The organism is Trueperaceae bacterium (assembly GCA_023954415.1).
Lineage (GTDB): Bacteria > Deinococcota > Deinococci > Deinococcales > Trueperaceae > JAAYYF01.
Window position 1 is genome coordinate 102,232 of the sequence record JAMLIB010000011.1, and the last position, 24,337, is coordinate 126,568.

Annotated in this window: 21 protein-coding genes and 1 tRNA gene; 12 read left to right on the forward strand and 10 right to left on the reverse strand. The window is 71.2% G+C overall.

All coding sequences use genetic code 11. The features are described 5' to 3' along the window. Positions 1 to 243: 243 nt before the first annotated feature. Positions 244 to 1,803: a bifunctional phosphoribosylaminoimidazolecarboxamide formyltransferase/IMP cyclohydrolase gene (gene purH / locus M9914_12945; GenBank protein MCO5175082.1), complete on the reverse strand. Its 1,560-nt coding sequence runs from the start codon at positions 1,801 to 1,803 to the stop codon at positions 244 to 246. Positions 1,804 to 1,875: 72 nt separating this feature from the next. Then, positions 1,876 to 3,885, reverse strand: coding sequence for a peptidyl-prolyl cis-trans isomerase (locus tag M9914_12950; GenBank protein ID MCO5175083.1), 2,010 nt, complete (start codon positions 3,883 to 3,885; stop codon positions 1,876 to 1,878). A 205-nt stretch (positions 3,886 to 4,090) separates the two neighbouring features. On the opposite strand from M9914_12950, the gene M9914_12955 reads away from it, so the two are divergent. Both M9914_12955 and crcB read left to right on the forward strand, forming a co-directional pair. Continuing rightward, positions 4,091 to 4,167: transfer RNA gene (locus tag M9914_12955), tRNA-Arg, on the forward strand. Positions 4,168 to 4,191: 24 nt separating this feature from the next. Continuing rightward, complete coding sequence (gene crcB, locus M9914_12960) at positions 4,192 to 4,593, forward strand: fluoride efflux transporter CrcB (protein MCO5175084.1); 402 nt, start codon at positions 4,192 to 4,194, stop codon at positions 4,591 to 4,593. A 95-nt stretch (positions 4,594 to 4,688) separates the two neighbouring features. On the opposite strand, the gene M9914_12965 is transcribed toward crcB, so the two are convergent. The 4 genes from M9914_12965 to M9914_12980 form a co-directional block, all read right to left on the reverse strand. Further along, the gene (locus M9914_12965; protein MCO5175085.1) at positions 4,689 to 5,216 is read right to left on the reverse strand and encodes a GerMN domain-containing protein; all 528 of its coding nucleotides are present in this window, start codon (positions 5,214 to 5,216) and stop codon (positions 4,689 to 4,691) included. Between the two features lie 70 nt (positions 5,217 to 5,286). After that, the gene (locus tag M9914_12970; protein MCO5175086.1) at positions 5,287 to 6,990 is read right to left on the reverse strand and encodes an NAD-dependent malic enzyme; all 1,704 of its coding nucleotides are present in this window, start codon (positions 6,988 to 6,990) and stop codon (positions 5,287 to 5,289) included. Positions 6,991 to 7,065: 75 nt separating this feature from the next. Further along, positions 7,066 to 8,652 (reverse strand): tetratricopeptide repeat protein, encoded by a 1,587-nt coding sequence (locus M9914_12975; protein MCO5175087.1) that lies wholly within the window; start codon positions 8,650 to 8,652, stop codon positions 7,066 to 7,068. Between the two features lie 32 nt (positions 8,653 to 8,684). Then, positions 8,685 to 9,197, reverse strand: coding sequence for a hypothetical protein (locus M9914_12980; protein MCO5175088.1), 513 nt, complete (start codon positions 9,195 to 9,197; stop codon positions 8,685 to 8,687). Positions 9,198 to 9,486: 289 nt separating this feature from the next. Here M9914_12980 and ffh point away from each other — a divergent pair, with 289 nt between their 5' ends. The 5 genes from ffh to trmD all read left to right on the forward strand — a co-directional run bounded on the left by ffh (position 9,487) and on the right by trmD (position 12,995). Continuing rightward, positions 9,487 to 10,806 carry a signal recognition particle protein gene (gene ffh, locus M9914_12985; protein ID MCO5175089.1) on the forward strand — a complete coding sequence of 440 codons (1,320 nt, stop codon included), beginning with the start codon at positions 9,487 to 9,489 and terminating at the stop codon, positions 10,804 to 10,806. A 229-nt stretch (positions 10,807 to 11,035) separates the two neighbouring features. Further along, positions 11,036 to 11,350 (forward strand): 30S ribosomal protein S16, encoded by a 315-nt coding sequence (gene rpsP, locus M9914_12990; GenBank protein MCO5175090.1) that lies wholly within the window; start codon positions 11,036 to 11,038, stop codon positions 11,348 to 11,350. A gap of 31 nt (positions 11,351 to 11,381) precedes the next feature. Beyond that, a complete protein-coding gene (locus M9914_12995) occupies positions 11,382 to 11,612 on the forward strand; it encodes a KH domain-containing protein (GenBank protein ID MCO5175091.1) in 231 nt (76 codons plus the stop codon). Between the two features lie 19 nt (positions 11,613 to 11,631). Then, positions 11,632 to 12,240 carry a hypothetical protein gene (locus M9914_13000; GenBank protein ID MCO5175092.1) on the forward strand — a complete coding sequence of 203 codons (609 nt, stop codon included), beginning with the start codon at positions 11,632 to 11,634 and terminating at the stop codon, positions 12,238 to 12,240. An 11-nt stretch (positions 12,241 to 12,251) separates the two neighbouring features. Next, positions 12,252 to 12,995: a tRNA (guanosine(37)-N1)-methyltransferase TrmD gene (gene trmD / locus M9914_13005; GenBank protein MCO5175093.1), complete on the forward strand. Its 744-nt coding sequence runs from the start codon at positions 12,252 to 12,254 to the stop codon at positions 12,993 to 12,995. 17 nt (positions 12,996 to 13,012) lie between these two features. Here trmD and M9914_13010 read toward each other — a convergent pair whose 3' ends face one another. Beyond that, on the reverse strand, positions 13,013 to 13,525 hold the full coding sequence (locus tag M9914_13010; protein ID MCO5175094.1) for an OmpH family outer membrane protein: 513 nt from the start codon (positions 13,523 to 13,525) through the stop codon (positions 13,013 to 13,015). 104 nt (positions 13,526 to 13,629) lie between these two features. On the opposite strand from M9914_13010, the gene M9914_13015 reads away from it, so the two are divergent. From M9914_13015 to argJ, 4 genes are all read left to right on the forward strand, one after another. Beyond that, a complete protein-coding gene (locus M9914_13015) occupies positions 13,630 to 14,796 on the forward strand; it encodes a prepilin peptidase (protein MCO5175095.1) in 1,167 nt (388 codons plus the stop codon). A gap of 141 nt (positions 14,797 to 14,937) precedes the next feature. Then, the gene (argF, locus tag M9914_13020; GenBank protein MCO5175096.1) at positions 14,938 to 15,879 is read left to right on the forward strand and encodes an ornithine carbamoyltransferase; all 942 of its coding nucleotides are present in this window, start codon (positions 14,938 to 14,940) and stop codon (positions 15,877 to 15,879) included. Between the two features lie 45 nt (positions 15,880 to 15,924). Continuing rightward, positions 15,925 to 17,025 carry an N-acetyl-gamma-glutamyl-phosphate reductase gene (gene argC / locus M9914_13025; GenBank protein MCO5175097.1) on the forward strand — a complete coding sequence of 367 codons (1,101 nt, stop codon included), beginning with the start codon at positions 15,925 to 15,927 and terminating at the stop codon, positions 17,023 to 17,025. Positions 17,026 to 17,167: 142 nt separating this feature from the next. Then, a complete protein-coding gene (gene argJ / locus M9914_13030; GenBank protein MCO5175098.1) occupies positions 17,168 to 18,316 on the forward strand; it encodes a bifunctional glutamate N-acetyltransferase/amino-acid acetyltransferase ArgJ in 1,149 nt (382 codons plus the stop codon). A 67-nt stretch (positions 18,317 to 18,383) separates the two neighbouring features. Here the strand turns inward: argJ and lpdA are convergent, their stop codons facing one another. Further along, positions 18,384 to 19,859, reverse strand: coding sequence for a dihydrolipoyl dehydrogenase (lpdA, locus tag M9914_13035; GenBank protein MCO5175099.1), 1,476 nt, complete (start codon positions 19,857 to 19,859; stop codon positions 18,384 to 18,386). 299 nt (positions 19,860 to 20,158) lie between these two features. On the opposite strand from lpdA, the gene leuS reads away from it, so the two are divergent. Next, a complete protein-coding gene (leuS, locus tag M9914_13040) occupies positions 20,159 to 22,675 on the forward strand; it encodes a leucine--tRNA ligase (GenBank protein MCO5175100.1) in 2,517 nt (838 codons plus the stop codon). 30 nt (positions 22,676 to 22,705) lie between these two features. On the opposite strand, the gene M9914_13045 is transcribed toward leuS, so the two are convergent. Next, a complete protein-coding gene (locus M9914_13045; protein MCO5175101.1) occupies positions 22,706 to 23,488 on the reverse strand; it encodes a rod shape-determining protein MreC in 783 nt (260 codons plus the stop codon). Next, the gene (locus M9914_13050; GenBank protein ID MCO5175102.1) at positions 23,481 to 24,065 is read right to left on the reverse strand and encodes a Maf family protein; all 585 of its coding nucleotides are present in this window, start codon (positions 24,063 to 24,065) and stop codon (positions 23,481 to 23,483) included. Before M9914_13050 ends, M9914_13045 begins: the two co-directional genes overlap by 8 nt. Positions 24,066 to 24,337 lie beyond the last annotated feature (272 nt).

Below are 24,337 nucleotides of genomic sequence, written 5' to 3' on the forward strand. Positions count from 1 at the left end.
GTGTCCTATCTCACTTGGGGGCACCCTCGAGCCCTGGGGGCGATGCGCTCTACCGCGACCGCCTGCCAGCGCCACCTCGTGCAGCGCGAAGCGCAGGTTACCACCGGAGACGGGTGTCATCAAGCGCAACCGTCGCCACCGAGCTACAAGCGTGGGCGGCGGCGTGAGGGCGACCTACAACATGTTGTACCTAGGGCGACGGGTCGGAAGAGTCCGTCCAGCATGGGACCGCCGGGCGCCGGATCAGTGCCTGAAGTGCCGCTCGCCCGTGAGCACCATCGCGAGGCCGAGCTCCTCCGCTGCCGCGACGATGGCGTCGTCCGCGACGGACCCTCCCGGCTGCACGATCACTCCGACGCCCGCGGCCGCGGCCGCGTCGACCCCGTCCCGGAACGGGAAGAACGCGTCGGAGGCGCACACTCCGCCCATCGCGCGTCCGTCAGCCTTGCGGACCGCGATCTCGACGGCGTCGACCCGGCTCTGTTGACCCGCGCCTATGCCGACGGCCACGCCGTCCGCCACGAGCGCGATGGCGTTGGACGACGTGGCGGCGCAGACGAGCTGCGCCAGCTCGACGTCGAGCCACTGCGCCTCGCTCGGGCTGCGCGTCGTGACGACGCGCCAACCGCCGCGATCCAAGCTCACGACGTCGGCACGCTGCGCGAGGAAGCCGCCGTCGAGCCTGCGCAGCTCGAGCCCGGCCGGGCCGGGGTCTGGCAGGGTGAGCACGCGCGTGTTCTTGCGCTTGCGGGCCAACAGCTCCAGCGCCTCCGGCGCGTAGCCGGAGGCCATGAGCACGTCGGCCTTCGGGCGCGCCACGATGAGCTCGGCCAGGGGGAGGTCGACGTGACCGGGCAAGGCGACGACCCCGCCGAAGGCGGACTTCGGATCGGCGGCGAACGCCTTGCTGTAGGCGTCGGCGAGGTCGGTCCCCCACGCCGCGCCGCAGGGGTTGGCGTGCTTCACGATGACGCAAGCGGCCGAGCCCCGCCCAGCCGCCGTCCGCGCGAGCAGGTGCGCCAGCCGCCAGGCGGCCTCCGCGTCGAAGAGGTTCAGGTACGAGAGCGCGAGCCCCGAGTGCTGCGCTGCCGCGTCCCAGAGCGAACGCTTGCCCACCTCGCGGTAGCGGGCGCCCTGCTGGTGCGGGTTCTCGCCGTAGCGCAAGACCTCGGCGCGCTCGAGGGCGACGTCGAGGTGAAGCGGCAGCTCCTCCGCCCCGCCAAGGTAGTCCACGATGGCGGCGTCGTACGCGGCGGTATGCGCGAACGCGGTGCGCGCGAGCTCGCGGCGCTCCTCGGCCGTGACGCCCCTGCGCAATGCGGCGAGGGTGGCTGCGTAGTCCTCGGGTCTGACCACCACCACGACGTCGGGGTGGTTCTTGGCTGCCGCACGGAGCATGGCCGGACCACCGATGTCGATCTGCTCCAGGGCTTCCGCCTCGCTCACCCCCGGCCTGGCGACGGTCTCCCTGAACGGATAGAGGTTGGACACTACGACGTCGACCGGGACGATGCCGTGCGCGGCGAGCTCGCGCATGTGCGCCTGCTCGCGGCGCGCGAGGATGCCGCCGTGGATGCTCGGGTGAAGGGTCTTCACCCTGCCGTCAAGGATCTCCGGGAAGCCGGTGACGTCGCTGACCGCCACCGCCGGGATGCCGGCCTCGATGAGCGCCGCGAGGGTGCGGCCGGTGCTGACGAGCTCGAACCCCAGCTCCGCGAGGCCGCGAGCGAACTCCTCGAGGCCACGCTTGTCGTAGACGCTGATGAGCGCGCGCCTGGGCGCGTCTCTTGTCTCGGTGCTCACACCGGCTCCCTTCCAGAACGGGCGCGGGCGGCCATGAACCTTGGCCGCCCGTCCCAGGTCGTGTGACTGGCCTCAGTTGCTCGTGGCGGGCGCCGGGGCCTCTTCGCCGGCCGGGGCCTCGTCGCCGGACGGTGCCTCGTCCGTGGCCGGGGGCTCGTCGTTCGTCGGCGTCTCGTCCGTAGCGGCATCGGGCGCGGCGGTGGCGTCGGTACCCTGGAGCGTATCCGTAGGCAGGACCAGGTCGGGTACGGAGGTCTCCACGATGTCCGTGGCGGCGCGGCGGTCGGAGAGCCAGGCCGTGCGGGCCGCCTGACGCTTCTGGGCGAGAACCGCCTGCTCGACTTGGGCGTACACGTCGGCCAACGGCCTCACGCGTGGGGCCACTCGGTCGGCGACGAGCACGACGTACGTGTCGATGGTCGCCTGGGCCGGGGCGGCGTCCACGCCGTCACCGGCGAGGTCCTCGCCGCCCGCCTCCGAGACGGCCTCATCCGTCCCGGTCGCCTCGGAGGCGTCCGGAGCCGGCTGTTGGATCACGAGGACGTCGCTCACTGACAGGGCGCCGCCGGGCAGAGGGTCGAAGGCGTCGGTCGAGAAGAGCGCGGTGTCGAGCTCCGTGGCCAGGTCGCCCGGTTTCACGCGCCCGAGCTCGGTGAGGGTGCCGCCGGCGGCCTCGGTGGCGGCCGCCACCGTGTCGCCGTCAAGCAGGGCGGTGCGGAACGCGGCGGCGGCGCCGGCGTCCGAGAACTCGACCTTGGTAACGGTGGCTTCGGCACCGAACGTGTACATCGCCTGGTTGTCGGCGTAGTACGTCTCGACGTCCTCGGCCGTGGCCACCTCGTCGCGTCCGATGTAGTTGAGTGCCGCCTGGGCGATGCCACTACGCGTGCCGACCAACGGCACGCCCAGCGTCTCGGCGCCCTGGTAGGCGACCTCCGTGTCGATGAGCTGGTTGAGGACCGTCGGCTTGAAGAGGCCGACGATGAGGTCGGCGGTGGCGGGCGACAGGGCCTGCTGGATCTGGGTGTTCGTGTACAGGGCCCTGTCGAGGTCGACGGCCTTGATCTCGTGGTCGCCGACCTTGGCGAGGACGGGGTTGTCGAACCGCAGGGTGCTCGTGGCCGGGAAGGAGACCTGCGCTTCGGCGCGCAGGCGCTCCAGCTCGGCCTCGACGATCCCGGACTTCTTCGCGTCGAGCGCGTCGGCGGAGACGGTGTCCTTGACCTCGTCGAGCGGCAGGTCGGCGGCGGGCTCGTAACCCTCCACGCTAACGACGTAGTAACGGTCGTTGAACGCGATGACGTCGGTCAGGCCCGCGCCACGTAGGGAGAAGGCGGCGTTGGCGACGACGGTCGGCAGCGCGGGGCGCCCGACGGGGCGCGGCGTCGTCTCCCCTGCCGCGGCGCCGACGGCGCCGTCCCGGTCGGCGAGCTCCAAGCTGTTGTCACGGGCGAGGGCGGCGAAGTCGGCACCCGCGAGGGCTTGCCGCCTCAGGTTCTCGGCCGTCTGCTGGTCGGCGGCGACGATCTGCCGCGCGAGGATCTTCTCCTCCGACTGGTAAGAGGCGCGGTGCGACTCGAAGAAGGCGTCCACCTCGGCATCGGAGACGGTGGCGTCCTTGACGAGACGGTTCTCCCACTCCTGGAGGCGAAGCTGGTCCCGGAGGTAGTCGCGGAAGGTCTGGTCCGTGTAGCCGGCGCTGCCGATGAGTTGCAGGTAGGCCTGGTCGTTACGGGCGCCATCGACGCCGCGATCCTTGCGGAAGTCGTTGACGGCGCTTCGCACCTGGCCACCGCTGACGCTGATGCGCGAGGCGGCCTGGTCGAGAACCGCGTTCCGCACGATCTCGTCCGCGAGCAGGCGCTGGAGGTCCTGACCGACCTCGCCGTCGGTGACGGTGTTGAACAAGGCGTTGTTGCGCAACTGCTGGATGTCGAGGTCGTACAGGGTCTGGCCGTTGACGACGATCTGCGCGTCACCACGGCTGACGCTACCGCCGGTAAGGCTCAACCCAGGCGTGAACGTGACCACCATGCCCGCGAGAAGGCCGAGTGACACGACCCACAGGATGATGGTTGACATACGTTTGCTCATCTTCATTCTGGTCGACTTCCTCCCGGTCCGGCGCACCCCCTCGAGGGGCCCGGTACGGTCCCGCCCCTGGCGGGAAGCACGCCCCGGAGTGTAACAGACCGGTCGCTCAGCGCGGCGTGGTCGCGCGCGGCCGCGCGGTGCTATATTGCTCTTCGCCTCGCCGCCGGCACCCCCGGCGCCACGAAGCCGATCCGCGCCCGTAGCTCAGTCGGATAGAGCGTTCGCCTCCGGAGCGAAAGGTCACAGGTTCGAATCCTGTCGGGCGCACCACCAGACGTTCGTCCTGGAGGGTACGTGTCACAGCCGCTCGCCGCGATCGTAGCCGTAGCGACGGGTGGCGCCGTCGGCAGCGTGCTTCGCTACGCCTTCACGTTGTGGTTCCAGAACCTCTCGAAGGGTTTCCCGCTCGGCACGCTCCTGGTGAACGTGCTCGGGTCCTTCGTCATCACGTTCGTCGGGGCGGCCACGGCCGCGGACGGGCGCAACCCGCTGCCCGAGGTGTGGCGGTTGGCCATCCTCGTGGGGGTCTGTGGCGGCTACACGACGTTCTCGTCTTTCAGCCTGCAGACGCTCGACCTGCTGCGCGCGGGCTTCGTTGGCCGCGCCGCGGCGAACGTCCTGCTCTCGGTCGGCCTGTGCCTAGGCGCTGCCGCCCTGGGCTACCTGGCCGCCGCCAGGCTCGGCAGCGGGGGTTGACGGCGCGACGTACGGTCACGGGGTGAACAGCGGCCAGGCCCCGACACCCCGCTATCCAGTCGACGCCATACCGCGCGGCAGCCGGGCGGCCGCGCTCACCAGACCGGCAAGCCGGCTCGCTCCCCCCTGACCCACGGGTCGTCGACCAGCAGACCGTCGGCCGAGAAGACGGTCACCGCCGCGCCGTCGAGTAGGAGCCTGACTGCGGAGACGTCGGCGGGTTGGGTGAGGGTGTAGAAGAGCTGGTTCAGTCTAGCGAGCATGGCTGCCGTCCCTCCGCCGCGCTCGAACGCCCCCGACAAGTCGACCGTCAACGTGCCCCCCGCGAAGCTGGCGCCGAGCAGCGCCGTATCGGCCGGCACGCTGGAGTGCAGGCCGCGAGCGACCTCGTCAGCCGTCGGGCCGCGGGCGAGCGCCGCCACCTGCGCGGCGGCGCGCTCGCTCGGGTCTTGCCTGCCGAGGCGGCGGTTGACGCCCTCCAGCGTGAACGTCGTGCCCTGGTCCCTCACGAAGTAGACGACCGTGTCAGGCACCCGCTGCATGGTGCGCACGGCGATCACGCCCACCAGCGACAGGAGGAGGAGCATAGCGAGCGCCACTACGCGCAGGACGGCGGTCCGCATGCGCTAGAGCCTAGCCCGGGCGCGCCGGACGGAACGGTACGGCGGTCAGCACGCCTCGCGCGCCCTCGACCTAGGCGCGCCGGATGGGAAGGTAGCGCGGCTCCCACATGGCAGCCGTGACGGCGGCGAGCGGGTCGTCGATCGCCTTGCGCGCCACGCCGTCCTCGCCGGCCTGCTTCACGACGGCGGCGGCCACGTGACGGCTCGCGCGGTTGATGGCGTTGATGCTCGGGTACACGGCGCCGCTCATGAGGCGGGACGGGTCGGTGTAGTCGGCGAGGGCCTCGGCCGCCGCCGTGAGCATGTTGTCCGTCACCTTGCTGGCCCCGGACACGAGCGTGCCCAAGCCGACGCCGGGGAAGATGAAGGCGTTGTTGCCTTGGCCGACGACGTAGGTGTGGTCCTCGAACCTGACGTCCGGGAACGGGCTGCCGGTGGCCACGATCGCGCGACCGTCGGTCCAGCGATAGACGTCCTCCGGCACGGCCTCGCTGTTCGAGGTCGGGTTGGAGAGCGGGAAGACTAGGGGGGCCGGGGAGTTCTGGGCCACCGCGCGGACGATCGTCTCGTCGAAGGCGCCCGCCTGACCGGAGAGACCGATCAGACCGGTCGCCTTGGCGTTGACGACCGTCTCCAGGAGCGACGGCACGTTCCCCGCGACCTGCCAGCCGGCCGTGCGTGACGGGTCCTGCGCCAGTTCCCGCTTGTAGTCGTCGAGTCCCCGCCGATCGGCCACCACCAGGCCCGCCGAGTCGATCATGAGGACGCGCGCCACGGCCTCGGCGCGGCTCAGCCCCTGGCGCATGAGGCCGACGACTATCTGCCTGGCCACGCCGATGCCGCCCGCTCCCGCCCCGTGCACGACGTAGGTCTCGTCGGTCATGGGCCGCCGCGTCTTGCGCGCCGCGGCGAGTAGACCGGCCAACACCACGGCGCCGGTCCCCTGGATGTCGTCGTTGAAGGACGGCAGGGCGTCGCGGTAGCGGTTCATGACGTCGACGGCCTTCTGCTTGCTGAAGTCCTCCCACTGCAGGACCGCGGCGGGGAAGCGGCTCTTGAAGGCGCTCACGAAGCGCTCGATGAAGTCGGCGTACGCCTGGCCCGTCAAGCGCTGGTGCCGCACGCCGAGGTAAAGGGGGTCGTCGAGGAGATCGGCGCGGTTCGTGCCGACGTCCAGCTCGATAGGGAGGGTCGTGGCGGGGCTGATACCGGCCGCGGCCGTGTACAAGGACAGCTTGCCGATGCAGATGGCCATGCCGCCGAAGCCCTGATCGCCGATGCCGAGGATGCCCTCGGAGTCGGTCGCCACCGCTAGGCGTACCTCCGGCACTGGCGCGTCCGCGAGGACCTCGTCGACCCTATCGATGTTCTCCGTGCTGATGACGAGCCCCCGCGGGAAGCGGTAGATGAGGCTGAACTTCTGCACGGCCTCCGCGACGGTGGGCGTGTAGATGATGGGGAGCATCTCCTCGAGGTGCCGCTCGAGGAGGGCGTAGAAGAGGACCTCGTTACGGTCTTGCAGCACGCGCAAGTACACGTGCTTGTCCAGCGCGGTCGCGAACATGGAGTAGTTGGCGTACGTGCGCTCGACCTGCTGCTCAAGGGTGGAGCTGTGCGGCGGCACCAGCCCCTCGAGGCGCAGCTCGTGGCGCTCCTCGCGCGTGAAGCCCGTGCTCTTGTTGAGGAGCGGTAGGCGCGTGAGGATGTAGCCCGTCATCTCCGTGGCCAAGTACGGCCTGCCTTGGTCGTCTACTCGGGTCTCGAACTGCTTCATGCTGTCCACTCACTCCCATGCGCCACGCGGCTCCGGACACCCCGGTGCCCGCACGCGCAGCGCCCAGATCTAGCGTCAGTCATCGGCGCCGGCGTCTTGCGTGCCGGCGTCCTGCGCATCGGCTCCAGGTATGTCGGGGCCGGGCGCGCCCTCACCCGGCACGTCCGTGTCCGGCGCCGCGCCGTTCGACTCCTCCCGCGCGCCTGCCAGGCGCTCCGCCTCGCCGGCGAAGAAGGGGTAGTCGTCGTTGTCCGGCTCCAATTCGGCCGCCCGCCCGTAGGCCGTCGCGGCTACGGCGTAGTCGCGGTTCTGGAAGGCTACCTGGCCCAGGTACGCCCACGCGAGGGTGAAGTCCGGCGCCGCGGCCGTTGCGGCCGCGAACTCGGCCTGCGCCGTCGGGCCGTCGCCCGCCTCGTAGGCCGCCATGCCCCTGGCGTAGGCGTCGGCGGCGACGGTCCCATGGGCGATCGCCTGCCGCGCGTTGTGGATGAAGTAGCGGGCGCGCTCGTCCGTCCGGTCGAGTCGCAAGACCGCCTGCCAGTAGGCGATGGCCTCGGCCGGCCGGCCGGCCTCCTGGGTGCTGCGCGCGGCCCACACGTAGGCGTCGACGAACTCGGGCGCGGCTTCCGCCGCCGCGAGGAAGCGCTCCGCCGCCGCGTCGAGCTCACCGGCCTCGTAGGCGGCGAGCCCGGCGTAGTAGGCGCGGCCGGCCTCGACGCCCCAGCGATCGAGCGTCATGGCGTACTCGAGGAACCAGCGCGAGCGGGCGTCGTCCGGAGCGAGGGTCGTCGCCCGAACCCAGTAGTCGACGGCCTCCTTGGGTAGGTCGAGCTCCAGGGCCGTGCGACCCGCCCATACGCTCGCGTCCGTGAACTCGGGGTTGCCGGCGACGGCGGCCCGGAAAGCGTCGAGGGCGCTGGCCAGGTCGCCGGCCTCGTACTCCCGTAGCCCGAGCCGGTACGCCTCGCTAGCTCCCTCGCCGTAGCGCTCGCGCTCGCGGCTCAGGTCGAGGAAGAACCTCGCCCCCTCGTCGTCGGGCGCGACCTCGACGAGGCGCTGCCAGATGACGACGGCCGCGGCCGTATCGTTCTCCTCGAAGGCGATGCGAGCGAGCCAGCGCAACGCTTCCGGGTCGTCCGGCACCATGTCGAGCAAGGTCAGGTACCAGCTCCTCGCCCCGCTCATGTCGCCGGCCTCGTAGCGCGCGAACGCGAGCTGGCCCACCACCCGGCGGAACTCGGCCTCGTCGGGCAGGACCTTGTCCGAGACGTCGCCCGGCAACTCCAACCTCCGCCCCGAGAGCTCTCCCCCTTCGTCCAGGAAGGCGTTCCAGGCGGAGAACGCCCTGATGTACCAGTTGGTGGCTCCGTAGACGTGCGCGCGCAAGCGGTAGGCGCGTAGCAAGTCGTCCTGGCCTTCTGCGGCCTGGTCGGCCGCAGCCACGAGTTCGTCGGCCGCCGCGACCGCCGCGCGCCACACGGTGTCGTCCAGGCTGGGCGCGCGGCCGAGGTCGGTGCGTAGAGCCGCCACGAACGCCTCCTCGGCTCGCGCGTACGCGGCCGCGAGCGCCGCGTGCGAAGCGTCGGCTCCTTGAGCGAACGATGCGGAGGCGAGCGCGAGCGCCACCACGACGAGACCGGCAAGCGACGACCGCCGTCCCATGCGACCGTCGCTCACCTGGCCGGGAGCGGGTCTCAGCGTGCCCTCGCCGTCAACCACACGACTTCCCGATCGGCGCGGATCACGTACAGGAGGCGACTCGAGCCGTCCTCGCCGACGAACACGACGCGCGTGTGCGTCTCGGGACCGCCGGGGCCGACGACCGCCCGCTCGCTGCGCTCCGTCTCGAAGTAGCCGGCGACGGCGTAGGCGGTGGCGATCTCATGAACCACCCCGGGCGCCAAACCAGCGGCGACGCCGCTCAACACGTAGGCTTCCCACTCCGTCCAGGCCGACGCGTCCGGTAGCCGGGCCGCGAGAGCCTCGACGCCGTCGCCGACCGCGCGCATGCTGCCGCGGGGAAGGCTCACGCCGGGATCGAACTGGGCGGAGATGGCCGCGCTCATCAGTACGTCCGCCAGGAGCTGGGCGTGGACGACGGAGCCGAGGCTGGCGCCGGCCACGCCCACCAGACCAACGACGAGGAGGCGCGCGAGGAAGCGCGTCACGCCGGCCTTGGTCGCGTTGGTCACGTCCGTCACCATCATGCGGCGAGTCTAGCACCGGCCGGAGGGGCTTTCGCCCTGCCTCAAGGTCCGGACGCCAGGAGGTCCGTGAGCCCGCCACACTCGCACCCGGCGCTACGCGATCGCCTCACGCGCTCAGGCGAGCCAGCCCGTCCGACGCGTACCGCAGCGCTACCACCGGGCACCGGGCGCATGGTACGCAGTAGGCGCGGCGCGTGCCTCCAACGCACGCTGCGCGCCTCGCCGCCGGAGCACGCTCCGGCACGGGCGCGCCGAGACCGCGCATCTACGAGCTAAGGATCGCTAGAACATGTTCCAGTCTTTGGGTGACCGCCTCCAATCCGTGTTCGACGGCCTGCGCGGCCGTGGCCGCCTGACCGAGGCCGATGTCAAGGCCGCGCTGCGCGAGGTGCGGGTCGCGCTCCTCGAGGCCGACGTCAACCTCGAGGTCGCGCGGGAGTTCACGAACCGGGTGCAGGAGAAGGCCGTCGGCTCCGACGTCCTCATGTCGCTGCAACCCGATCAACGCGTCATCGCCATCGTCCACGAGGAGCTGCAGGAGGTCCTCGGCGGCAAGTCCGTGCTGCCGACGCTCAAGTCCGAGGGCAACGTCTGGCTCCTCATGGGCCTGCAGGGGGCCGGCAAGACGACGACGGCCGGCAAGCTCGCCTACCGCTACAAGGCGCAGGGGCGGCGCGTGCTGCTCGTCGCCGCCGACACGCAGAGGCCGGCGGCCCGCGACCAGCTGAGGGTCCTCGGCGAGCAGATCGGAGTACCCGTCTTCGAGGTCAGGGACGGCGAGGCGCCGGCGTCCAGCGCGGCGCGCCTCAAGGAACACCTGCGCAAGGACTTCCGCGACCTCGTGATCGTCGACACGGCCGGCCGCCTGCAGATCGACGACGCGTTGATGGACGAGCTGGCCGACCTCAGCGGGCGCGTCGAGCCAAGCGAGAGGATCCTCGTCGTGGACGCCATGACGGGCCAGCAGTCGCTACCCGTCGCCACCGCGTTCGATCAGCGCATCGGCGTCACGGGCCTCATCATGTCCAAGCTCGACGGCGACGCGCGCGGCGGTGCCGCCCTCTCCGCCAAGCACGTGACGGGCAAGCCCATCTACTTCGCCGGCATGAGCGAGAAGATCGACGGGCTCGAGCCGTTCCACCCCGACCGGGTGGCCGGCCGCATCCTCGGCATGGGCGACGTCCTCACCCTCATCGAGAAGGCGAAGGCCCTCGAAGGCGACGATGACGACGACACCCAGATGCGCAACCTGGGCGACTTCTCCCTCCAGGACATGCTCACCCAGATGCGCCGCATCAAGCAGATGGGCTCGTTCACGGACGTGCTGAAGCTCATCCCGGGCGCCGGGAAGATCGTGCCGGCCGGCACGAACATCGACGAGCGCGAGATCGGCCGCGTCGAGGCGATCATCTCGTCCATGACGGAGGCCGAGCGGCATACCCCACGTATCCTCAACGCCGCGCGCCGCAAACGCATCGCGCGCGGCTCCGGCACCACGGTGCAGGACGTGAACCGCCTCATCAACAACTACGAGGAGATGCGCAAGCTCATGAAGCGCATGGGCAAGCGCGCGCCCAGGCGGGGGTCAAGACCAGGCCTGCGCGGCTGACGCTCCGGGCAGCCCGGATCGCGGCCCCGGCACCGTGCATGGGGTGGGGCCGCCCGAGCGCCGGAACACGGGCACCGCAGAAACGCGGGCACCGCACTGGAATAAGTTGCCCGCCGCGTGTACAATGCGTGGCTTTGGGAAGCCGAGCGGCGCCGACTCGTGGTGCGCCGGCTGCACCACGAGGACAGCCACGGCCGGCCCGAGCGGGCCCCCAAGAGGAGTTACGAAGATGGTCAAGATCCGCCTGATGCGCATGGGCTCCATGAAGAACCCGCACTACCGACTCGTCGTGGTCGACGGCCGCACCAAGCGTAGCGGCGACTACATCGAGCAGATCGGCTACTACGACCCGCGCGAGACCACGTCGGAGAGCCTGCGGGTCGACGCCGAGCGCGCCAAGCACTGGATGGCACAGGGCGCCCAGCCGACCGACACGGCGCTCCGTCTACTCCAGAAGTCCGGCGTCGAGCTCCCCAACGCCCTCGAGGCCAAGCGCCGCAGCTCGTACGTCAAGCGCGAAGAGGCCAACCAAGCCCGAGCCTGAACCACGCCCTCGTCAGGGCCCTGGAGGCGGCATGCCCCTCGACCTCGTCACCTTCGTACTGCAGAACCTCGTAGCCGAGCCGGACCGCCTCGAGGTGAACGCCACCTCGGACGGGCGCAACGTCCATATCGACGTCTCGTGCGCTCCCGACGATGTCGGGCGGATCATCGGCCGCGGGGGGCGCGTCATCAACGCGGTCAGGACCTTGGCGCGTGCCGCCGCGGACGGCCGCCAGCGGGTCGAAGTGCAGCTCTTGGAGTGACGCTTCGGGCGCGGCTCCCATGAGCATCGACCCCACGGCCAAGGGACCACCGAACGGTTACGCCTACTGCGGCCAACTGGGACGCACGTTCCAGTTGGACGGGGCTTTGCGGTGGCATGTCGCCGCCGCCCTGGCGGAGGCGGCGGGCGCTCCGGCCGGGGGGACCAAGCGCCCGCCGCTCGCGCTCAGGGCGGTCGGCGCGGCCGGCGTCGTGTTCGTCACGGGCCTCGGCGAGGTGCGGGTGCGCGCGGCGCGGCTCGCGAGCCCCGGAGGTCCTCCCCTGCTCATGCTCGAAGGCGTGCGCGACCGCACCGCTGCCCAACGGCTCGTGAACGCCGAGGTCTGGCTCGATCCGGCGCGGCTGTCGGGCGACCTGGCGGCCGAGCTGGAGCTCGCCCTCGCCACGCCCGACGAGGAGGGTGCCCTCGTCGGCCTCCCCGTCCTGCTTGAAGGACTCGTGGTGGGCGAGGTCAGCGGCGCCGACCTCTCGGGGCCGAACGCCGTCGCGCGGGTCGCCCTCGCGGCGGGCGGCGGCGCCCTGATCCCCCTCGCCGCCCCGTACGTGCGGGTCACGGAAGAGGCCGTCGTCCTCACCGACCCGCCCGCCGGGCTGCTCGACGCCGGCTGAGCGCGGCCGCCGTGCGCTTCACCGTCTACACGCTGTTCGGGTCGCTCGTCGAGCCGTACCTGCACGAGGCCTTGCTCGGCAAGGCCATCGCGGCCGGGCGGCTCGAGGTCGTGCTGCGCGACCTGCGCCGCTTCGCCGGCAACCGCACCAACCGCGTCGACGACGCGCCTTACGGGGGCGGGGCGGGCATGGTCATGCGCGTGGACGTCGCCGCGCAGGCGCTCGACGAGCTGGCCTCGGACACCCCACCGCCCGACGAGACCGTCCTTCTGACCCCCGCAGGCGAGCCCCTCACCCAGGGGCTGGTCGAGCACTTCGCCGGCCTCGAGCACGTGGCGCTCATCTCGGGGCGTTACGAGGGGTTCGACGCCCGGGTCGAGGGGCTCGTCACCCGCCAGGTGTCTATCGGCGACTACGTGCTCATGGGCGGCGAGTTGCCCGCGCTCGTGCTCCTCGAGGCGACGGCCCGGCTCCTGCCCGAGGTGCTGGGCGACGCGGAGAGCCATCGGCAGGACTCGTTCAGCTCAGGGCTGCTCGACTACCCCGAGTACACGCGGCCGCCGAGCTACCGCGGTCTGGACGTGCCCGAGGTGCTCCTCTCCGGGCACCACGGGCGCGTGGCGGCGTGGCGGAGACGCGAGGCCCTACGGCGCACCTTCCTGCGGCGCCCCGACCTACTGGAGAGCGCGCCCCTCACCGAGGAGGAGCGCGCTCTCGTGGACCGTTGGAAGTCCGGCGCGGCGCCGGAGGAGTGAGCCCCCCGGCTCCGCGGTCAGTTCGCCTTGAGCTTGTCGATGGCGAGCTGCGTGATGTCGAGGTCGTCGTCGGAGTAGACGACGAGGCGCTGGTTGGCGGCCTCGACGCGGTCCATCACGATCGTGTAGCCGTTCTCCTTGGCGAGCGCGGCGATGGCGGCGTTGGCGGCCTCGACGGCGGGGGCGGCAGCCGCGTTGATCTCGTTCAGGTAGCGCGTCTGCACGGCCGAGAGGGTGGAGCGCAGGGTAGCGTAGCGTTCGCTCTCGTCCGGCGTGAGGGTCTGGCCTGCGGCGACCTTGGCGTCGAGCACGCTGATGCTGTCGGTGAGCTCCTTGACCTCGGCCTCGGCCTGGTTGCGGATGGCGTCGACCTGGGCGCCGGACGGGTGGGCGCGGATCACGGCCTGCGAGTCGATGAACACGACCTTCGTCTGACGCGCCTGCGCGTTCAGGGTCGAGGAGAGACCGTTCGCAAGGAGTAGTGCGGCCACTGAGGCCACGGCAAGCCCGATCAGGGTGAGTCTTCTCATAGCGGGTGGCAGCTTACCACCACGATGATGAGAACGCCTCCGAGGCTAGGTCCTGTGCTGAACGACACCGCCACACTCCCAACCCCACCTGCGACGAGGCGGCCTTGACGGACCTCAGCGGTACGCTCTTCGCCGTCCTGGCCGCGATCATCGGCAGCCTCATCGGCTCGTTCGGCAACGTGGTCGTGTGGCGCCTGCCCCGCGGCGAGTCCGTTGCCTTCCCCCCGAGTCACTGCCCACGTTGCGACCACCGGCTCGGACCGCTCGAGCTGGTCCCCGTGCTCTCGTGGCTCGCGCTCAGGGGTCGCTGCCGCCACTGCGGCGCGCCCATCTCGCCCCGCTACCCGCTCGTCGAGGCGCTCATGGCGGCCGTCTTCCTCACCGTCGCCCTCGTGTGGCCCCCACTCACGTCCGGGCTCGCCTTCCTGCCCCTCTGGACCGTCCTAGCCATGCTCGTCATGGCGGCGCTCATCGACATCGACCACTACATCCTGCCGGACGCCCTCACCCTGCCGGCGGTCGTGCTCGGCGTACTAGGCGCGTTCCTCACCCGCGAGACCCTCACGAGCGCCGCGCCCGACCTCCCCACGCCCGCCGCCGCCCTCGTCGGCGCGCTGGCCGGCGCCGGGGTGCTCGCCCTGATAAACCGCGTCGGCGCCCTCGTGCTGCGGCGCTTCGCGGACACCAAGGAGCGCCTCTTCCCCGTCAGCCTCGATCAGGTCAACGTCGCCGCCGTGGTCGGCGCCCTGGCCGGGCCGTGGTGGGGCGTGGCGGCCGGAGCGGCCAGCCTGCTCGTCAACCTCATGGCGAGGCGGACGTTGCGCCTGCCCGAGCCGCTCGCCTACGGACTCTTGGCCGTCGCGCTCGTCCTCTCGACGACCACCTTCACGGTGCCGACGGTGACGGCCGTCGGCGGGAGCGTGCTAGCCGCGGGCGCCTGGGCCCTACTCGGCGCCGCGTACTGGTGGATCCACGACCTGGTGAGACCCGACCCCGCCGGGCAGACGGAAGACGACCAGGAGCCCGTAGCCATGGGCTTCGGCGACGTCAAGCTCGCCGCAGCGCTCGGCGCGCTGTTGGGGTGGGAGAAGCTCCTCGTATGCGTGCTGTTCGCCGTCGTGCTCGGCGCACTGTTCGGCGTGGTCGGACGACTGGCCGGCGGCAAGCGCGTCATCCCGTTCGGTCCCTACCTGCTCGCTGGCGGACTCGCAGCGCTCTTCTTCGGCGACGCGACCATCCGCTGGTACCTCGGCATGCTGGGCGTCGGCTAGACGAGCCGCGTAGCAGCGCTCGCGCGCCGGTCCCCCGTTCCTAACAGAGCGCTACCCGATGCTATATGGTGGTCCGCGTTGGACGCGCCCCACGCGTTCGGCGCGCCTCACGCGTGAAACGAGCGGCGCGATTGGAGTGGAATGGAGCCGACACGTCTTCCGAGCTTGGCAGGCAAGGACTTCTTGTCTCTCGCCGACCTGACCAAGGAGGAGTTCGCCGGCCTGATCGCCAGCGCCATCCAGCTCAAGGCCGACTGGAAGCGCGGCGTGCGACCGGCGCCCATGCAGCACAAGACGTTGGCCATGTTCTTCGAGAAGCAGTCGCTCAGGACGCGAACCACCTTCGACGTCGCCATGGCCCAGCTCGGCGGCCACTCCGTCCTGCTGAGCCAGGACTACATCGGCTTGGGCGTGCGCGAGACCGTCAGGGACGTAGCCAACAACCTCAGCCGCTGGGTGGACGGCATCATGGCCCGCACGTACGAGCACGACAAGCTCCTCCAGCTCGCCGAGCACGCGACGGTGCCCGTCATCAACGGCCTCTCCGACTACCTGCACCCGTGCCAGCTCGTGGCCGACTACATCTCGCTGACCGAGACCTTCGGCGACCTCGCCGGCCTGAAGCTCACGTACGTCGGCGACGGCAACAACGTCGCCAACTCCCACGTGAACGCGGCCGCGCTCGCCGGGGTGCACCTGACCGTCGCGTGCCCCCCGGGCTACGAGCCGGACGCCGGGGTGCTGGCCGCCGCCCGTGAGCGCGGCGGCTCCATCACCATCGCGCACGACCCCCGCGCGGCCGTGAGGGGCGCGGACGCGCTCTACACGGACGTCTGGATCTCGATGGGCATGGAGGAGGACACGGCGCGGCGCAAGCGCGACTTCGCCGGCTACACCATCACCCCCGAGTGGTTCGCCGACCTGGCCCCCCGCGGGGTCTTCATGCACGACCTGCCCGCCCACTACGGCGAGGAGTGCACGGAGGAGTGCGTCTACCATGAGCGCAGCATCGTATTCGACCAGGCCGAGAACCGCCTGCACGCGCACAAGGCCGTCATCTTCCAGTACCTGGCGGAGCCGTGAGCGCAGGCGAGCGCGAGCCGACCGTGAGCACCGGCGGGGACGCGCATGACTGACGGACCGATCAGGGCCGGGGTGCTCGGCGCCAGCGGTTACGGCGGCGCCGGCCTCGTCGAGCGCCTGGTGCGCCACCCGGGGGTGACACTGGCGGCTATCGGCTCGCGGGCGTACCTCGGCAAGCCACTGGCGGCGAGCTGGCCGCACCTCGCCGGCCTCCGGAGCGACCTCCGGTTCCAGGACTCCGATGACGTGATCGCGGCGTCCGACGTGGTCTTCTGCGCCACGCCGCACGGGGCAACGGCCCCGCTCGTCGCCCAGGCCCTCGCCGCCGGCAAGCGGGTCGTCGACCTGTCGGCCGACTTCCGCCTGAGCGCCGCCGCCTACGAGGAGTGGTACGGCCACCCCCACCCCCACCCGGAGCTCCTCCCCGAGGCGCGCTACGGTCTGGTCGAGCTGCACCGCCACGAGCTGCCCGGAGCGCGGATCGTGGCGAGCCCCGGCTGCAACGCCACGGCCGCCTCCCTGGCCGTCGCCCCCCTGGCGGCGGCCGGCCTGCTCGGCGAGGTAGCCATCGCCAACGTGCTGACCGGCGTGTCCGGCGCCGGACGCTCGCCTTCGGGCCCCATGCACTTCAGCGAGATGGCGGAGAACGCCCGCCCATACAAGCCGGCGGGAACCCACCGCCATACGGCCGAGATCGAGGCCGTAGGCGGGCGCGTCCGGGCGGCGCTGGCGCGCGGCGACGCCAAGCGCCTCCTCACCCACGCCCCGTTCCAACCGGTACTCGTGGCGTTCACGCCGCACATCGTGCCGATGAACAGGGGCATCATCGCCACCGTGGCCACCCGGCCGCTCGACTGGGGCGACAGGGCGCCGACGACGGAGGCGGTCCTTGGGCTCGTTACCGACTACTACGCCGGCGACCCGCTCGTGGACGTCGGCCCGGAGCTGCCGCAGACGAAGGCGGTGGCCGGCTCCGATCGCGCCAGCTTGAGCGCGCACGTCGACGGGCGGACCGGGCAGGTCCTCGTCTTCTGCGCCATCGACAACCTCGGCAAGGGGGCCGCCGGCCAGGCCGTGCAGGGCTTCAACGTCGCGTTCGGCTTCGCGGAGACGACCGCGCTGAGCCTGACCGGCGCGTGGCCGTGAGCACCGGCGATCACGCGGCGCCCCGAACCTCGGGGCCCGAAGCGCCGCGGGCACCGTTCCACGGCACGGCAGAGATGCCGGCGCGAACCGTAGTTCACGCGGCGTCGCCGGCGGCAGCCCGCGACGCGCTAGGAGGCAAGCAGTGAACGTTCCGCAAGGGTTCCAGCTGGCCGGCGTCACGGCCGGCGTCAAGCGTTCCGGTCGGCCGGACCTCGGGGTCATCTACTCGCCGGCTCCGCTCGCCTGGGCGTACAGCGCCACGCAGAACGCCGCCGCCGCCCCCTGCGTCGCGCGCGACCGCTCCCTCGCCGCCGCGGGTGGGCCCGTACGCGCCGTCATCGTCAACAGCGGGAACGCCAACTGCGCCAACGGCGCGCAGGGCGTGAGCGACGACGTGGCGTTCGCGGCGGCCGCCGCGAACGCCCTCGGGCTAGCAGGGCCGGAGGAGGTCGTCAGCGCCAGTACCGGCGTGATCGGCCACAAGATGCCGCTCCAGGCGCTCGTCGCCGCCATGCCGCGCCTCGCCGCCGAGCGTTCGGCGGACGCCGACGGCTTCTCCAAGGCCATCCTGACGACCGACCTCGCCCCGAAGGTCGCGACGGCCAGCATGGCCAGCGGCGCCCGCGTGCTCGGCGTGGCCAAGGGCTCCGGCATGATCCACCCGAACATGGCCACCATGTTCGCGTTCGTCATGACCGACGCCCAGGTCGACCAGGAGACGCTGCGCCCAATGTGGCAGCGCGTCGTGGAGCGCACCTTCAACCAGCTCACGGTCGATGGCGACACGTCGACGAACGACATGGCCGTCGCCCTGTCGTCGAACCTGGTGCCGACGGACGCCGACGAGGTCGAGCTGGTGCTCGGGAACGTCGCGACGGAGCTGGCGAAGCAGATCGCCCGCGACGGCGAAGGCGCCACCAAGCTCATCACGGTGCGCGTGACGGGCGCGCGGACCGACGTCGAGGCCCGCCGCGCGGCGCGCACGGTGGCCGGCAGCAGCCTGGTCAAGACTGCCGTCCACGGGGCCGACCCGAACTGGGGGCGCATCCTGGCCGCCGCCGGCCGCTCGGACGTGGCCATGGACATGGCTCGCGCGGTGGTGATCGCGCAGGGCACGGAGCTCTATCGGGGCCAGCCCCTCGAGTACGACGCGCGCGCCGTCTCGAACGCGCTGCGCACCGCCGACGTCCTCCTCGAGGTCGACCTGGGTGTCGGGACGGCGGAGGGCACTGCCTGGGGCTGTGACCTCACCGAGGGCTACGTCCGCATCAACGCCGACTACACGACCTGAGCGAACGCTGCGAGTTCGGCCGCCCGCTACGCAGGCGGGCGGCCGAACCGCGTTGGCCCGCTACCGGCTAGCGCCTGCGGTTGGCGATGTGGATGGCCTTGCCGTGGGCGTGCTCGGCGGCCTCCATGACGCCCTCGGAGATCGTCGGGTGCGGGTGCTGCGTGAGGGCGATGTCCTCGAGCGTGGCGCCCATCTCGATGGCGAGGGCCGCCTCCGACACGATGTCGCCCGCGTTCGGGCCGACCATGTGGAAGCCGAGGAGCAGGTCCGTCTTGGCGTCGCCGACGAGCTTGATGAGGCCGCTCGCCACGCCGATGGAGGCCGCGCGGCCGGAGGCGGCGAGCGGGAAGCGCCCGACGCGCACCTCGAAGCCGGCGTCCGTCGCCTCCTTCTCCGTCATGCCTACGCTCGCGAGCTCCGGCGTGGTGTAGATGACGCTGGGCACGACCGTGTCGTAGGCGCTCGGCATGCCCGAGGCGTGCTCGGCAGCCACGACGCCCTCCTTCATGGCCTTGTGGGCCAGGAGCGGCGCGCGAGCGACGTCGCCGATGGCGTAGATGTTGGCGACGTTCGTCTGCATGTGGTCGTTGACGACGGGGACGTAGCCCCGCTCGTCCACCTTCACGCCGGCGTTCTCGAGGCCGAGCCCCGCGCCGTTCGGCCTGCGGCCAACGGCGACCAGCACGCGGTCGGCGACGAGTACCTCCTCCTTGCCGTCCGGACCCTGGACGGTCACCTCCGTGCCCTTCTTGGTGGCCTTCTGCCCGAGGACCTTCGTGGAGGTCAGGATGCGCATCCCGGCCTTCTCGAGCGCCTTGCGCAGCTCCTTGCTCGCGTCGGCGTCCACGGGACCGGCGATGTGGTCGAGCATCTCGACGATCGTCACCTCGCTGCCGAGCGCCGAGTAGACGTCCGCGAACTCGAGACCGATGGCGCCGGCGCCGATGACCACCAGGCGCGCCGGCACGCTCTTGCCGATGGTGAGGGCACCGGTGGAGTCGACGATCCGGTCGCCATCGAGCTCGAAACCCGGGATGGCGGCCGGGCGGGAGCCGGTGGCGACGATGAACTTCTTGGCCTGGTAGCGCTTGCCAGCCACCTCGACCGTGTCGGGGCCTGTGAAGCGCGCCTCGCCCTCGAGCACCGTGACCTTGTTGCCCTTGAAGAGCATGCCCACGCCGCTCGACTGCTTCTTGACGACGTCGAGCTTCCACTTGTCGACGGCCGCTAGGTCGACCTTCGGCGTGCCGAAGTCGACGCCGAACTCGCTCGCCTCCTTGGCCCCGCGCAGCTCGTCCGCCACATGCAGGAGGGCCTTGGTCGGGATGCAGCCGACGTTGAGGCACACGCCGCCGATCGCGCCCTTCTCGGCGCAGGCGACCTTGAGGCCGAGCTGCGCGGCCCGGATGGCGGCGTGGTAGCCGCCCGGTCCGGAGCCTATGACGATGAGGTCGAAGTCCATTGCTTCCTCCAGGTAGCGGCGCTCATGCTGCGGCACCGGGCGATCGGGATCCGAGGCCGGCTGACCGGCCTTGCGGCTCAAGTCTACCGCCCTCCTCGCGGCGCCGCCGTCCGGCGGCGGCCCCATGCGGACGCACCTACGTTGACAGTGCCGGTCACAGCGTCTACCATTCGCGCATGGCCGACGCCCGCCAAGGCATGACCTTCCGGTGCTGCCTAGCACTATTCAGCAGGGCGCGCTCTGGGTAGCCCCGCCAGGCCCTCCCACGCGCGTCGACCCCGGCACGGCAGCCGGGGTCTCGTCTTGAAGGCAGCCCTGGCCCCAAGATCGCCGCGTCAAGGGCGCGGGCGGCGAACCTCCCGACCTATACTGGAGAAACCATGACCGACACGATAACGAGCGCCACGGGTCACGCCGAGCGCTACTCACCGGACGCCATCGAGAAGAAGTGGCAACAGCGCTGGCGCGAGCAGGGCATCTACGAGGTCGACCTCCAGGACGCGAGCCGCCCCAACTACTACTTCCTGACGATGTACCCGTACCCGTCCGGCGACCTGCACATCGGTCATTGGTACGCCGAGACCCCGGCCGACGCCGCGGCGCGCTACCTGCGCATGCGCGGCAACAACGTGCTCTTCCCCATGGGCTTCGACGCCTTCGGCCTGCCGGCCGAGAACGCGGCCGTGAAGGCCGCCAGGGCCGGCGACACGTCCGTCCACCCCGCCCGACTCACCGCCACGCGCATGGCGCGCATGCGCGAGCAGTTCGAGCAGATGGGCGCCATGTTCGACTGGTCCAAGTCGCTCGCCACGTGCGACCCCGAGTACTACAAGTGGAACCAGTGGTTCTTCATCAAGATGCTCGAGCAGGACCTCGCCTACCGCAAGGAGTCGTTCGTCAACTGGGACCCGGTCGACCAGACGGTCCTCGCCAACGAGCAGGTCATCGACGGACGAGGCGACCGCTCCGGCGCCCTCATCGAGCGGCGCCTCATGCCGCAGTGGCACTTCCGCATCACGCGCTACGCCGACGAGCTCCTCGACTTCTCGTCGCTCGACTGGCCCGAGCGCGTCGTCAGCATGCAGACGAACTGGATCGGCCGCTCCGAGGGCGCCGAGGTGACGTTCAAGACGGAGACGGGCGACGACATCGTGGTGTTCACCACCCGCCCCGACACGCTCTGGGGCGCCACGTTCATGGTCTTGGCCCCCGAGCATCCGCTCGTCGAGAAGCTCGTGAGCGAGGAGCGGCGGGACGCCGTGAGGGCGTACGTCGAGCAGGCCTCCCACCGCACGGACCTCGACCGCATGGCGGACACGAAGGAGAAGTCGGGCGAGTTCCTCGGCGCCTACGCCGTCAACCCCGTGAACGGCGCCCGCATCCCGGTCTGGATCGCCGACTACGTGCTCATGGGTTACGGGACGGGGGCCATCATGGCCGTGCCGTACGGCGACCAGCGCGACTTCGAGTTCGCGCGCGCCTTCGGGCTCGAGATCGTGCCCGTCGTGCGACCGGACGGCGTCGACGGCGCGGTGAACGCGGCCGAGCTCACGGAAGCGTGGGCAGGGCCGGGCGTGATGGTCAACTCCGGCCCACTCGACGGGCTCGCGCATAACGGCGAGAAGGGCCGCGCCAGCCCGGCCATCGCCGCGGCCATCGAGTACCTCGAGAGCAACGGCCTCGGCCGCGCCCAGACGACGTACCGGCTGCGCGACTGGCTCATCAGCCGCCAGCGCTACTGGGGCACCCCCATCCCCGTCGTCTACTGCGACGCGTGCGGCATGGTGCCTGAGAAGCTCGAGAACCTGCCCGTGCTCTTGCCCGAGGACGTGGCGTTCATGCCCACGGGCGAGTCGCCCCTCAAGACGCACGCCGCCTTCCTCGAGACGGCCTGCCCGAGCTGCGGCGGCAAGGCGCGCCGCGAGACCGACACCATGGACACCTTCATGGACTCGTCCTGGTACTGGTTCAGGTACTTGAGCCCGCACGACGACGCGCGCCCGTTCGACCCGGAGCTGGCCGCGCGCTGGACGCCGGTCGACACGTACACGGGCGGCATCGAGCACGCCATCCTCCACCTCCTGTACGCGCGCTTCTTCACCAAGGTCCTGCGCGACATGGGCCTGACGACGTGCGACGAGCCGTTCAAGCGCCTGAGGAACCAGGGCATGATCCTCGGGGCGGACAACGAGAAGATGTCCAAGTCGCGCGGCAACGTCGTGAACCCGGACGACCTGGTCGCGCGCTACGGCGCCGACACGGTGCGGGCCTACCTCATGTTCCTCGGGCCGTGGGACCAGGGGGCGCCGTGGAACTACAGCGGCATCGAGGGGCAGGCCCGCTTCCTCGCGCGCGTCTGGAACCTCGTCGTCGACGAAGCCAAGGCCGACGCGCCAAGCGCCGGCTCCGAGGTCGAACTGAACCGGGCCATCAACCACGCCGTCAAGGAAGTCACCGAGGACTTCGAGGCGTTCCGCTTCAACACGGCGATCGCCGAGCTCATGACGCTGCAGGGCGCGCTGCAGAAGGGCCGCTCGGCCGGGTTGGCGGCGAGCGCGACGTGGCGCAAGGGCGTCGAGACCCTCCTCCTGCTCCTGGCGCCGATAGCGCCGCACATCGCGGAGGAGCTCTGGCACCGCCTCGGCAGGACGGGCTCGGTGCACCTGCAAACGTGGCCGACGTACGACCCGGCCGCCCTCGTGGCCGACACGGTGCAGATGGCCGTGCAGGTCAACGGCAAGCTGAGGGGTCAGGTCGAGGTGGCGGCAGGCGCGGACGACGCCGCCATCCTCGCCGCCGCGAAGGCGGACGCCAACGTGGCGAAGCACGTCGATGGCAAGGAGGTCGTGCGCTCCATCGTCGTGCGCGGCAAGCTCGTCAACTTCGTCGTCAAGTAGCCGCTCGGCGGCTCGGGCGGGCGCCGCCTGTCATTGCGGCGCGAGCAGCACGACCTGTTGCAGCGTGCCCAGCTCGACGCTCGGGCGCACGATGAAGGTGCGGCGCAGGTCGTTGGGGTCGACGGGCTCGACCTCGATGACGACGCCGACCCTGATGCCGGCCGGGAACAGGCCCCCGAAGCTGGACGTCTCCACCACGTCGCCGACCACGATGGGCTGGTCGAGCATGAAGCGCGACACGCGCACGAGGCCGCCCACCTCACCGACGGCCACGCCCTGCCCGCCCTTGCCCCGCACGGTCACGCCGACGCGCGACTGCGGGTCGACGACGGTGCGCACGATGGAGGACCCCGACGCGACGTCGGTGACGATCCCTACTAGCCCTTCGGAGACCGTGACGGGCAGGTTCCGCTGCACGCCTGCGCTCTCGCCGAGCCCAACGCGCAGGCGGGTCAGCTCCGCGCCGGCATCGCTCCCGATGACCGGCGCAACGGCGAGCACCCCGGGCGACTGCGTCCGGGCCACGGTCACGGCCTCCTGGTAGCGCTCCAGCTCGAGCTCCAGCTGCCTGGATGCCTCCTCCTCCTCGGCGAGGCGCTCGGCCAACTCGGACACGAGCGCGCGCAGGTCGCGCCTGTCGAACGCGCTCTCCAGCGCGAGCCTGACGTTCGTTCCCGCGCGGTGGAGCAGCTCGTGCGGCAGGGCGACCGCGGCCGTCACGTCCGCGGGCACCGTGCCGACGAACGCCGTGAACAGCACGGTGAAGAGCCCGAGGGCGACGAACAGGTACCAGGCGCGCAGGAGGCTAGACAAGCTCGACCCCCAGCCGCCTCGCGGCCAGCACGACGTTCACCAGGCTGAGGCCCATGACGTTCGGGTAGCAGCCCCTCAGCCCCTCGATCAGCGCGGCGCCCCTGCCCTGGATGGCGTAGCCGCCGGCCTTGTCGAGCCCTTCGCCCGTGGCGCAGTACCGGGCGATCTCGCCGTCGGAGAGGGGCCTGAAGACCACGGCGCTATGCACCACGACCGTCTCGAGCTCGCCGCGGTACGCGAGCGCGTGGCCGGTGAACACGTCGTGCTCCCGACCGGCGAGCCGCCGCACGAACGTGCGGTTCTCGGCCTCGTCGGCCGGCTTGTTGAGGATGACGCCGTCCACCGCCACCGTGGTGTCGGCCGCTATCACGAGGGCGGCGCGGTGGTCGGTCGCCACGGCCAGCGCCTTGGAGCGCGCGAGGCGCTCGACCAGCGCGGCGGGCGCCTCGCCGGGCTCAGGCGTCTCGTCGACCTCCGGCACGACGACGGTGAAGGCGAGGCCGAGGCCGGCGAGCAGTTGGGAGCGCCGGGGCGAGCCGCTCGCGAGCACGATGCTGGGGATGCCGGCCGGTGACACGCGGTACAGGATAACGGCTAGGCGGGCGACCGCGCGGCCCCACCCGGCCGGTCGCGCCGGTGCGACCGCGCGCTGGAACGTTCCCACGCACCGAAGCGCCGCCGACCCGCCGGCACCTGACGGTATGCTCCGGAGCATGAGCGAAGCGATCACCGGCCCCGAGGCCATGAAACGGGCGGCGGCGCTGCGCGCCCTAGCCCTCGTCGACAGCGGCATGCTTCTCGGCCTCGGCACGGGCAGCACCGCCCGCTGGCTCGTCGAGGAGCTGGGGC

What these genes read in the sequence shown, in the direction of transcription:
- M9914_12950 (MCO5175083.1), bottom strand. Translation starts at nt 3,885, where the DNA reads ATGTCAACCATCATCCTGTGGGTCGTGTCACTCGGCCTTCTCGCGGGC.
- M9914_12965 (MCO5175085.1), bottom strand. Translation starts at nt 5,216, where the DNA reads ATGCGGACCGCCGTCCTGCGCGTAGTGGCGCTCGCTATGCTCCTCCTC.
- M9914_12970 (MCO5175086.1), bottom strand. Translation starts at nt 6,990, where the DNA reads ATGAAGCAGTTCGAGACCCGAGTAGACGACCAAGGCAGGCCGTACTTG.
- M9914_12975 (MCO5175087.1), bottom strand. Translation starts at nt 8,652, where the DNA reads ATGGGACGGCGGTCGTCGCTTGCCGGTCTCGTCGTGGTGGCGCTCGCG.
- M9914_12980 (MCO5175088.1), bottom strand. Translation starts at nt 9,197, where the DNA reads ATGATGGTGACGGACGTGACCAACGCGACCAAGGCCGGCGTGACGCGC.
- ffh (MCO5175089.1), top strand. Translation starts at nt 9,487, where the DNA reads ATGTTCCAGTCTTTGGGTGACCGCCTCCAATCCGTGTTCGACGGCCTG.
- rpsP (MCO5175090.1), top strand. Translation starts at nt 11,036, where the DNA reads ATGGTCAAGATCCGCCTGATGCGCATGGGCTCCATGAAGAACCCGCAC.
- M9914_12995 (MCO5175091.1), top strand. Translation starts at nt 11,382, where the DNA reads ATGCCCCTCGACCTCGTCACCTTCGTACTGCAGAACCTCGTAGCCGAG.
- M9914_13000 (MCO5175092.1), top strand. Translation starts at nt 11,632, where the DNA reads ATGAGCATCGACCCCACGGCCAAGGGACCACCGAACGGTTACGCCTAC.
- M9914_13010 (MCO5175094.1), bottom strand. Translation starts at nt 13,525, where the DNA reads ATGAGAAGACTCACCCTGATCGGGCTTGCCGTGGCCTCAGTGGCCGCA.
- argF (MCO5175096.1), top strand. Translation starts at nt 14,938, where the DNA reads ATGGAGCCGACACGTCTTCCGAGCTTGGCAGGCAAGGACTTCTTGTCT.
- argC (MCO5175097.1), top strand. Translation starts at nt 15,925, where the DNA reads ATGACTGACGGACCGATCAGGGCCGGGGTGCTCGGCGCCAGCGGTTAC.
- leuS (MCO5175100.1), top strand. Translation starts at nt 20,159, where the DNA reads ATGACCGACACGATAACGAGCGCCACGGGTCACGCCGAGCGCTACTCA.